We start from the raw sequence: 10,154 nt of genomic DNA, 5'->3' as shown, positions 1-10,154 counted from the left end.
GGTCATGACTGCCAAAACCTTGTTTAAGCTGATTGCCCCAATCACACTCACTTTCGCGCCTCGGTAATAGGGCTTAAAGTCATAGACTCGGCTACCGCGATTGCTTCTGCCATGAGTTCGGGTCAGACCTAGTAAAATACCCATTTCGTCAATAAAGATCAGGTCTTCTGTAGCGATGTGTTTGACCTTTTCCCAATACTCTATCCTCCGCTTTTGGACTGACTCTGTCTTCGCTTGGCTACTACGTAACGTTTTTTTTTCGGGTTAGTTGTTGTTTTTGTAATGCACAGCACATCACACTGGCACAGACCCAAACGTTATATTGCTCTCCAAAATACTCGCAGTATTCTGCAAGAGTTGCGTCGGGATGGCGTTGAACCATTGCCGCTAATTCGCTCCCGTACCCATCTAATTTACCCTTCATTCCACCGCCTTGCTTTTTGGGTTCTAGATGACCTTGAGTTTTCTTAAGTTGGAGAAGCTTTTGTACATAGCTTTTCGCTACACCAAATTGAACGGCTACTTTTCTAACCGACGTGTCGCCTCTGTCGTAAGCATTGACTATTTTTTCTCGCAAATCTACTGAGTACGGTTTCATTATGATTCTCAATACCTTTAATGTTCCCTTGAGTGTACCTCATATCTCTCAAAAGCGCTGTATCAATCGGCAAGTTGATATTAAAGTTGGGAATGTAATAAGTTCCTCAGAGTTTTTAAAACTCTTTTAAACTGGGTTTACCCCGGCACACTCACGCGTAACATTTGATCGCCGCCCTTCTGAAATTCATAAGGCACCGGCTGGGTTTCTACTTTGTATCCCCGCGATTCCAATTCCTTCTTCACCGGCTCAACCCACGGCGACACCTCGCCAGATAGCATTAACAGGGGAAAAATCCGCACTTCTGTTGCAACACGGCACATTTCTAACAGTGCAGCTAGATGAAACTCTTGTGAAAGAATATCGGAATTCGTAAACAAAAAATGACCAGATAATGCTAAATCAAATTGGCCGGTGTTGAAGGGCAAAACCGGCAACTGTGCAGTTACATAGCGTCCTTGCTGAAGTCCTGCCGGTAAATCATCCAAAAATTGCCGCAACGCCGTCATTCCGGCTTCCTCAAGCTGCGTTGGCGACTGAGTTTCTCGCCAAATATAGCCGTCTCGATTTGCCTGCACACTTTTGAACACATTTGAATAACTTTCCTCGATGTGCTGGATAATTTCAGAGGTACTAAACTGATAAATTGGATCGCAAGAAATTATTTTGTAACCCAGGCGTGTCATCTCCAGATTAAAACTGGCAGCGCCCCCGGCACAATCAAGAATTAATCGCTGCCGATCTGCTGCGGAAAGGTCAAACATCCTGATATATTCATCAAGGCTGTGTCCCCACGGCACTACATTTCTTAGTTTCACACTCACCGGCTTTTTCCTCTGTCAAAACAAGTATGAGAGAAAACAGGAAGACTGCCGGTTAAGACAACGGCAATCTATGAGAAAAATCTCCTCAGATATTGCCAGATGAAACCAAATCTTTGGTTAAAACTTGATTGAGCTTGCCGCTGCGGTAGCCTTCCAAATCTAGCGTCACATAAAGAAAGCCGAATTCTTGAAAAGCTGCCACCAGTGTCGGCAAATCAGTTTTAATTGTAAATTCCTTGATTTGTTCTGCCGGCAATTCAATTCGTGCCGTTTCTCCTTCAGAACGAACCCGGAGATTTTGCCATCCTAACTGACGTAAATATCTTTCCGAACGACCGACTCTTTGCAGTTTTGCAACTGTAATTTCTTCCCCATAAGGAAACCGAGAACTGAGGCAAGGTTGTGCCGGCTTATCCCACCACGGCAAACCCAATTGTTTTGCGAGTTGGCGCACTTCTGCTTTGCTAACACCAACTTCTGCTAAAGGTGAGCGTGCACCGCGTTCTTTTGCCGCCTGAATTCCGGGCCGGTAGTCATGCAAATCATCTGCATTAACCCCATCTACTACATAAGGATATCCCCGTTGAATTGCCAGAGGCTTTAAGGTATCGTGTAGTTCGCTTTTGCAAAAATAGCAACGATTAACGGGGTTAGATGTGTAATTGGGATTTGCCATTTCATGGGTTTCAATTTCCTCATGAGCAATACCAATTTCAGCAGCTTGGATACGGGCATCTTCTAAATCTTCTGGCAGTAATGAAGGAGATACAGCAGTCACCGCTAAGGCTCGTTCTCCGAGTTCGTCCCAAGCTATTTTAGCAATTAAAGTGCTATCAATTCCTCCCGAATAGGCAACTAAAGCCCGATCCATTTCGGCGAAAATTGTTTTAAGTCGTTCGAGTTTGTCCATTATCATAATTCGATTTTTGTCCTTTGTATTTTAATTTTAGCTTCTCTTAAAACTCTCGACGCCAGAATATCAGGTTGGCGATTGCCAGCAGCAGGACAATGTAAAGCAGTCCATAGCCGGCGTTAAAAAGCAATTCTGTCGGTGGGGGTAAAATCCCATAAACTGCCTGATTTTTTAGATCCAGTCTAGCTAAGTCTGGCAAGACTAAATAAATGCCTTGCGTGACATTTTTGATCGTGGGGTTTTTGCTAATGTCGCCCAATTGCAATAAATCTCGGCTTAAATGCCCCATGACGTAAACAGAAATCGTAAGTGAGGTTGCTAGCAATGAACTGGTAAAAACACCAAAAAGAATGGCAACTGCTGCGAGCAAAGACAGCTCAAAGAAGAGGTAGAGGGCGGCTACTAGAATGCTACCTATGGGATATTTTACCTGATATAAACTCAATATAACCAAATAAATAACCGTCATGAGTGTAACCAGCAAAGCCAGCACGGCTGACAAGCCGAGGTGTTTACCAATAATAAACTCTGAACGGCTAACCGGCTTAGAGATCGTGACAAGTACGGTTCGCTTTTCGATTTCTTTGTTAATCAAGCCGGTGCCAACAAAAACTGCAACAACTAAACCCAATAGACCGATTAATGCGATCCCAAAATCAAGAATAATTTTTTTCTCCGTACCAACTGAAAATTCTTTTAACAAGAGTATTGCAGATGGAAACACAATAAGAAAAAAACCAACAATGTAAAGCACTCGTTCACGAAGCACTTCCCAAAAAACATGAATTGCAATTGTCAAAATTCTGGACAAATTCACTGGTCAATATCCTCTATTCAGTTCCAGATTATTTCTGCTATTTTAATTTAATTTTCTAGTTCAGTTGAGTCTTCTGCAATCGGAGGTTCAACCTCTTCGCATTGGAGGGGGCTGCTTACGCTTTGAGGGAAAGCGGGAAGCTGCTTTGTCGCCCGAGTTGGAGATTTTGTAATCGGCTTAACCCAACAAGTTTTTGTGAAATAATACTCTTCTTCACTTGCTCTCGGCCCTTGCCAAATCGCTTGCAAATTTAAGGTAGATTCTATATTAGATTCATTGACCTCGCTTTGAATGTACCACCAGAAATCTTCTTCAGCATCAGAAAGGCCAACTTGAAGTTTATTTTGTAAGTTATTTGACGGTCTCTCTAAAGTGACTAACCATTCCTTAACCTCTCGCCAAGGCTTTTTCTCCTGTAGGTTTTGTTGAATTTCTAATAGCCCGAGTTGCGCCTCTGTCCAAGATTTGCCTTCTAGTTTATTTTTTACAATTTGCTCAATAGAATTTAGCATTTCTTCGCCTCTTGTTAGTGCCTTTGCTGAAGAATCTAGCTGTACAACAAACCCACTTCTTGTAAAATCATCGATTAATAAACTCGGGTAATCTTCTAACCAATCTCGAATTAGGAAATTAAATTGAATCCAACAACTAATTAGGAAGTGGCATAAAACTATAATAATCAATCTTTGTGTGGTTAGAGTTGCCCTGTAGCTAGCGCGAGCCGGATAAAATAGGTGGGTAACTGTAATTAGGGCAGAAATGATCGGCCAGCTCACGAAGGGAACAGACGGAACCTCATTAGCAACTTCGTCAAACAAAAACACATATAAAAATAAACAAACTAAAGCTCCCGTCACCCAAGATCCTAAAGAAAAGCCGGCAAACCTGTAGGGGTGATCCATCGTCCACCAATCAAGCCCTACAATTAAAAATATCCAACCAAAAAATGATATGATGTCCGACGTTGCCGTTGTTTCAGTATTAAGGGCGTCAGCCAATGATCTTGACAAAAATGCCATCGACCAAGAAAACCCACTAAGTAAAAGTAAGGTTCGCCAGGAAAAAGGACGATTGGGTTTGAGGAAATCCAGCAAGCGCTGAAAAAGATCGAAGGTTTCTTTCACGTTATTGAGGCAATTGAGTTCGTAGAAATAAAATTACTAAGATTATACTGTTACTGCATAAATGTCCCCATAAAATCGCTAGAGATTGCCGCCGGCTAAAAAGCGTAATTCTTTCGGGACTTTTGTGAGTCAAGCTTTTAGTGAGCGGTGTCGAACCGAAAATAATTTTATTTCCAATGGTCAAAATAGCTTCCATAGAAAACTCATTAAGGTTAGCCGGCTTCGCACTGTCTTGAGGGGAATGACGCTCTAAAAAAAGCTGGAACACTTCAAGGGTTTTGTTTTTAATGACAAAGGTTGCCAGAAACGTGGCAAAACTCATTAAAAGCAACCAAGGCATAGGATTGGATGAGCGGTAAAGTGCCGAAAAATTATCATAAAAAATGTAACTGAGTAGTTGAGCTTTTAACTCTCCCGATAACCGGGAAACCATGAAGAAAAAAACGATCCATCCTAAAATGGCTGAAAGTAAATTCATGAAAGCGGCATACTCAACACTTTTTCTGCGGGCAATTTCGAGCCGGCTGTGCAAAACCAAAGCTTCAATAGCGATGGCAATCAGTAGAAATAACACTTGAAATACAATGGCTCGCAGGGGTAAGACAGTAAGAAACATGGCACGGCTGAGAATGAAGGTAAAAGGCTAAGCTTTGGGTGTTTCTATCTTTACCTGTATAGAACTGTACAAGACCTCCGCTAAGATTAAACTGCACCGGCACACACTTGAAACTATGACCAGGATTGGTATTGGCATTCGCACGGCTCAAGCGCGTCAAGAGCGTATCGTTGGCCAGATTCACGTCTACGACGGAGCCGGCAAGGGAAAATCTCAAGCAGCACTGGGCGTAGTTTTGCGCTCAATTGGCTTAGGTATCAACACGTCCCAGACGACTCGAGTTCTGCTGTTGCGCTTCCTTAAAGGGCCAGAGCGAGACTACGATGAAGACGGAGCGATAGAAGCGTTGCAACGAGGTTTCCCCCATCTGATCGATCAAGTTCGCACCGGCAGAGCAGAATTTTTTGGCCCTGATGAAATTACTCGCTTTGATCGGCTGGAAGCGCAACGCGGTTGGGATGTCGCAAAAGGTGCTATTGCCTCTGGTTTGTATTCAGTTGTGGTGCTAGATGAACTCAATCCCGTCCTCGATTTAGGCTTGCTGCCGGTGGATGAAGTTATCCACACTCTCAAGCATAAACCAGAGCACTTAGAAATTATCGCCACAGGTCGCTCGGCACCGGCAGCTTTACTGGAGATTGCCGATCTGCACTCCGAAATGAAACCCCACTACCACAAAAGCGCTGAAGAACACGGCATAGAAGGCATTGAAATTTACACCGGCGCTGGCAAAGGCAAATCCACAAGTGCCCTAGGCAAAGCCTTGCAAGCGATTGGCAGAGGCATCAGTCAAGATAAATCCCACCGCGTCTTAATTATGCAATGGCTCAAAGGCGGGAGCGGCTACACGGAAGACGCTGCCATCGCTGCCTTACAGCAAATTTATCCTAACTTAGTCGATCACCAGCGGTGTGGACGAGATGCGATTGTCTGGCGGGGACAGCAACAAGAACTCGACTATGTAGAAGCAGAAAGAGGCTGGGAAATTGCTAGAGCTGCGATGGCGTCTGGACTCTACAAAACGATTATCCTCGATGAACTCAACCCCACCGTCGATTTAGAACTGCTGCCGGTGGAACCGATTGTGGAAGCTTTGCTGCGTAAACCGCGAGACACAGAAATTATTATCACAGGCCGGTGTCATAATATCCCGGCCTACTTTGACCTCGCCAGCGTTCACTCCGAGGTGTTTTGTCACAAGCATTACGCCAATCAAGGGGTAGAACTGAAGCGAGGCGTAGATTTCTAGCAAATATAGGGGTTTTCAATGAGATGAAAGACTAAGGCAAGTCAGAAAGACATTGGGGGGAAGCCCCCCAAACCCCCATTGGGTGACGGTTGCGTCCCCCAAACCCCCTCCAAAAGGGCTGCTCTGTTGGGTGTCAATATCTCCCTTAAGAACATTCTCTGTTAAAGACTGGGAAAGTCGAGATGACTTTGGGAAGGAAAACTTAATTCATGATAAAATAAACGATTTCCTTTGATTGTCCCCTATCAATTGTTTTGTGACTAGAAAGGGGAGATTTCTCAATCCCCAAATTCCCTCAGCGCCCTAAATCAAGCATCCCGTTAATCGCCTCTGTACACTGGCGCGTTACCTCCTCTAACTCTTCCCGATTGCTGGAACTGGGCGTATCAATTAACTGGCCAATTCGCACCGTCACCGGCACCGGACGCGGCATCGTAGAACCTTTGTGTAAAATTGCCTCAGTCCCCCACAAGCTCACCGGCAGCAGGGGGACTTTTGCCTTCGCCGCAATCAGTGCTGCGCCTAGTTTCGGTTCAGTAATTCGCCCATCAGTTGTCCGAGTTCCTTGTAAAAAAACGCCGGTTGCCCACCCATTTTCCAGGGAAGTTAGCGCCGCCCGAATTGCCTTTCGATCTCCAGCACCTCGACTCACTGGGTAAGCTCCATAAAGCTCAATCACTTGCTTTAAAATCGGAACTTGAAACAACTCCTCTTTCGCCATAAACGCCACAGGTCGCTGCAGGGATGAAGATACAATTGGCGGGTCAAAATAACTGGCATGGTTGCACACCACAATCAGTGGCCCTTCTTTTGGCACATTCTCTGCACCATAAATGCGACCCCGAAGATAAGTGTGGAGCACCGGCGCAACGACTGACCACTTAAATAAGTGGTAGAGAATTAAACTCTCAACAGGTTCACGGGTTTTGGTCACAGAAAACACTCTCTGAGTTATGATTTTTGAGTGTTCAATTAACTCATCATTCAACACTCAATAGCTTATTACGTTTAGACAAACATTTTCTCAATTTGCACTTAACATCGCTTGTTGTCCTTGCGGCGAAGTTGTGTAGCCGAGAAATGCTTTAACAGCAGGACTAGCCGGCTGTTTATAGATATAAAATAGCGTCCGCTGGAAAGGATAATTGCCGGTTCCTGGCATTACTCCATTGATCGGAACGGTTCGCACTGTTTGCTGGTTGGCGACTTGAGCGTAAGTTGCATAACCAATGCCATTACTGCCAAGTGCTCGTAGCAGGCCGGTTGTTTCATCCCTTGGCAGTGTCGTAAAATTCGGGGTATCGCCAAAATTTCCCCCTTTGAGTACCAGTTCTTTAAACGCTTGATGGGTGCCACTAATGGCGGGGCGATTAATTACCTGGATTGCTTCTGCCGGCCCTCCAAGTATTGACCAGTTGTCGATTTTTCCTTGAAAAATATCTTTAACTTGATTGCCGGTTAAGTTGCCAGTGAATAAATTGCTTTTGCTCACCACAACTGCAATTTGATCTGTTGCCACCGGCACAGCGAGTAAACCCTGATTGGTTTCTCCAGCTGTTAACGGGCGTGATATGGCAGCGATCTCAACGTTTCCTGCTAAGAGATTCTCAATGCCGTTCTCTGTACCGCCGGCTCTTGTGGTGACTGTCGTGCCGGGAAACTGCTGTTGAAAGCTTCTCTTGAGGTTTTGATTGATAGTAACCATGCTGGTGGAACCATCAATTCTTACAGTGGTGCCGGCAGGGACAGAACCGGCTGCCGGCGGGGGAAAACGAACGTTATTAGCCGGTGCTGCGCCGACAACTGGCGCAGCCGGTGGTGCGCCAGGGAGTGTGCTGTTCTCCTCGGTTGCCGGCTGCCTCATGAAAAAGAACCAGTAGCCCCCGGCTGCGAGGGCGAGAAACATCAAGATGAAGATAATCGCAGAAGAACCGCTACTTTTAGCCATCGGATTTATTTTAATTAGGCTGTTTCGCGGGACTGACATTTTCCCGCATTCAAAGGCGACGGTAGACTTCTTTATCCTAGAGTTCGCTCGGCCTTTTCCCTATTTTAATCAGGCAATTGCTCAACGCCACTGATATTTTCTAAAGCGATATCAGGGCAGGTGCGTTTAATCAAGCCGGTGAGAACTTTACCGGGTCCGATTTCTACGGCTCGCTCAATGCCTTCTGAGGGCAATCTCAGCATGATTTCTCGCCACCGCACCGAGCCGGTCATTTGCCGCATCAGGCGATCTTTTAAGGCGGCTGCTTCAACTGCCGGTGTGGGATCTACGTTCGAGAGCACCGGCACGGAGGCGTCTACAAAGGGGATGGATTCCAAGACTTGCTGAAATTCTGCTGCTGCCGGTGCCATCAGGGGCGAGTGAAATGCACCCGAAACGTTTAATTTAACGCCACGTTTGCACTTGACATTGGCCAAAACTTGTTCCACTGCTTCTGGGGTGCCAGAAATGACCACTTGAGCGGAACTGTTATCGTTTGCCAGGACAATGTCAGGCGTTTGCTCAATTTCTCGATCTAGCTGCTCACGATCAAATCCCATTAGTGCTGCCATCTGTCCGCCGGCGGCACCATCCATCAGTTCAGCCCGACGTTTGACTAAGCGCAAACCTTGTTCAAAGTCAAGTACCTTTGCCGCATAAAGGGCGACATATTCTCCCAAACTGTGGCCGGCAACCAGATCCGGCTGATGCCCTTTTTCCCGCATCAAATCAGCCAGAATGCTCTCAACGACATACAAGCAAGGCTGAGTGTAAAGGGTGCGGGATAATTTATCTTCCTCGCTTTGGCAAATTTCTGGAACAGACCAACCTAAAATTCCCTCAGCCGCCTCAAATTTGGCTTTTGCTGCCGGCACTTCTAATAAATCGATTCCCATCCCAATGGCTTGAGAACCTTGTCCGGGAAACACCCATGCAGTTTTTGTCATTCGTCAGATTTCAGTGATTACTTGTTAATTGATTTATCGGCCCCATTCAAAAATCGTCGCGCCCCAACTTAAACCGGCACCAAAGCCAGCACTGGCAATAATATCGCCGGCTTTGACTTTGCCTTCCCGCACGGCTTCATCAAGCGCTAAAGGAATGGAAGCGGCGGAAGTATTGCCGTACTTTTCAAGATTGCTGATAATTTTTTGAGGGGGAATTTTTAGACGTTCTGCGACAGCATCAAGGATACGCTGATTGGCTTGATGCAGTAGCAGCCAGTCGATTTGCTCAACACCCAGATTTGCCCGATGTAAAGCTTTTTCGATGACTTCTGGCACTTTTCTAACGGCAAAGCGGTAGATATCTTGGCCGTTCATGGTAATCGGTTGGTAGGTGCCTTTGGCGATAGTGGTGCCTTCGAGCAACGCTTGCGGTTGGGGTTCGTAGGCAAGTTGAAGGCTGCTGTTTTGGGTGCCATCGCTGCGGAGTTCAAATCCCAGCAAGCGGTCGCGTTCATCGGCCTGCAAGATGACAGCACCGGCACCATCTCCAAATAATATGCAAGTGCGCCGGTCTGACCAATCGACCCAGCGAGAGAGGATATCCGCGCCAATGAGTAGGACGTTTTTGTAGACGCCGGTGCGGATAAACTGGCTGGCTGTGACGAGGCCAAAAATAAAGCCAGAACAGGCTGCTGTCATATCAAAGGCAACGGCTTGGAGAGCACCTAACTGGGCCTGAATTTTGCCAGCCGTGCCGAACAAGTCATCTGCGCTAGAGGTGGCCAGAATAATCAGATCAATTTCTGCCGGCGAGATCCCTGCCATCGCGATGGCTTGTTGGGATGCAACCGTAGCCAGATCGGACAATGATTGTTCCGCGTCGGCTAAATGGCGAGAGCGAATGCCGGTGCGAGCGCTGATCCACTCATCCGACGTTTCCACAATCTGACTGAGCCGGTGATTATCAAGGCTAGCTGCCGGTGTTGCTGAGCCACTTCCGGTGATGGCAACGCCTAACCCTAATTGATTCAAAGTTACTCTCCATTGGTGAGTGGGGGCACTATGGGGCTAGTAGAGAT

Annotated in this window: 11 protein-coding genes; 1 reads left to right on the top strand and 10 read right to left on the bottom strand. The window is 46.2% G+C overall.

The features are described 5' to 3' along the window. Positions 1–241: 241 nt before the first annotated feature. The 6 genes from H6F56_RS05440 to fraC all read right to left on the bottom strand — a co-directional run bounded on the left by H6F56_RS05440 (position 242) and on the right by fraC (position 4,892). The gene (locus H6F56_RS05440) at positions 242–598 is read right to left on the bottom strand and encodes a helix-turn-helix domain-containing protein (RefSeq protein ID WP_190665816.1); all 357 of its coding nucleotides are present in this window, start codon (positions 596–598) and stop codon (positions 242–244) included. 137 nt (positions 599–735) lie between these two features. Continuing rightward, positions 736–1,422 (bottom strand): SAM-dependent methyltransferase, encoded by a 687-nt coding sequence (locus H6F56_RS05435; protein ID WP_190665815.1) that lies wholly within the window; start codon positions 1,420–1,422, stop codon positions 736–738. Between the two features lie 85 nt (positions 1,423–1,507). Further along, positions 1,508–2,338: an ATP-dependent sacrificial sulfur transferase LarE gene (gene larE / locus H6F56_RS05430; RefSeq protein WP_190665814.1), complete on the bottom strand. Its 831-nt coding sequence runs from the start codon at positions 2,336–2,338 to the stop codon at positions 1,508–1,510. 40 nt (positions 2,339–2,378) lie between these two features. After that, on the bottom strand, positions 2,379–3,152 hold the full coding sequence (locus H6F56_RS05425; RefSeq protein ID WP_190665813.1) for an ABC transporter permease: 774 nt from the start codon (positions 3,150–3,152) through the stop codon (positions 2,379–2,381). 47 nt (positions 3,153–3,199) lie between these two features. Further along, on the bottom strand, positions 3,200–4,276 hold the full coding sequence (locus H6F56_RS05420; RefSeq protein ID WP_190665812.1) for a DUF5357 family protein: 1,077 nt from the start codon (positions 4,274–4,276) through the stop codon (positions 3,200–3,202). A 1-nt stretch (position 4,277) separates the two neighbouring features. Then, the gene (gene fraC / locus H6F56_RS05415) at positions 4,278–4,892 is read right to left on the bottom strand and encodes a filament integrity protein FraC (protein ID WP_190665811.1); all 615 of its coding nucleotides are present in this window, start codon (positions 4,890–4,892) and stop codon (positions 4,278–4,280) included. A 115-nt stretch (positions 4,893–5,007) separates the two neighbouring features. On the opposite strand from fraC, the gene H6F56_RS05410 reads away from it, so the two are divergent. Then, complete coding sequence (locus H6F56_RS05410) at positions 5,008–6,141, top strand: cob(I)yrinic acid a,c-diamide adenosyltransferase (RefSeq protein WP_190665810.1); 1,134 nt, start codon at positions 5,008–5,010, stop codon at positions 6,139–6,141. A gap of 295 nt (positions 6,142–6,436) precedes the next feature. Here the strand turns inward: H6F56_RS05410 and H6F56_RS05405 are convergent, their stop codons facing one another. The 4 genes from H6F56_RS05405 to H6F56_RS05390 form a co-directional block, all read right to left on the bottom strand. Further along, positions 6,437–7,075, bottom strand: coding sequence for a lysophospholipid acyltransferase family protein (locus H6F56_RS05405; RefSeq protein WP_190665809.1), 639 nt, complete (start codon positions 7,073–7,075; stop codon positions 6,437–6,439). A 90-nt stretch (positions 7,076–7,165) separates the two neighbouring features. Next, positions 7,166–8,089, bottom strand: coding sequence for a phosphate ABC transporter substrate-binding protein (locus tag H6F56_RS05400; protein WP_190665808.1), 924 nt, complete (start codon positions 8,087–8,089; stop codon positions 7,166–7,168). Positions 8,090–8,193: 104 nt separating this feature from the next. Continuing rightward, positions 8,194–9,075, bottom strand: a complete 882-nt coding sequence (gene fabD / locus H6F56_RS05395; protein WP_190665807.1) for an ACP S-malonyltransferase — start codon at positions 9,073–9,075, stop codon at positions 8,194–8,196. 33 nt (positions 9,076–9,108) lie between these two features. After that, positions 9,109–10,107: a beta-ketoacyl-ACP synthase III gene (locus tag H6F56_RS05390; protein ID WP_190665806.1), complete on the bottom strand. Its 999-nt coding sequence runs from the start codon at positions 10,105–10,107 to the stop codon at positions 9,109–9,111. Positions 10,108–10,154: the final 47 nt, after the last annotated feature.

It is taken from the genome of Microcoleus sp. FACHB-672 (genome assembly GCF_014695725.1).
Classification (GTDB): domain Bacteria; phylum Cyanobacteriota; class Cyanobacteriia; order Cyanobacteriales; family Oscillatoriaceae; genus FACHB-68.
Note: the sequence above shows the minus strand (reverse complement) of the source record. Positions and strands in the feature narration are given on the sequence as shown.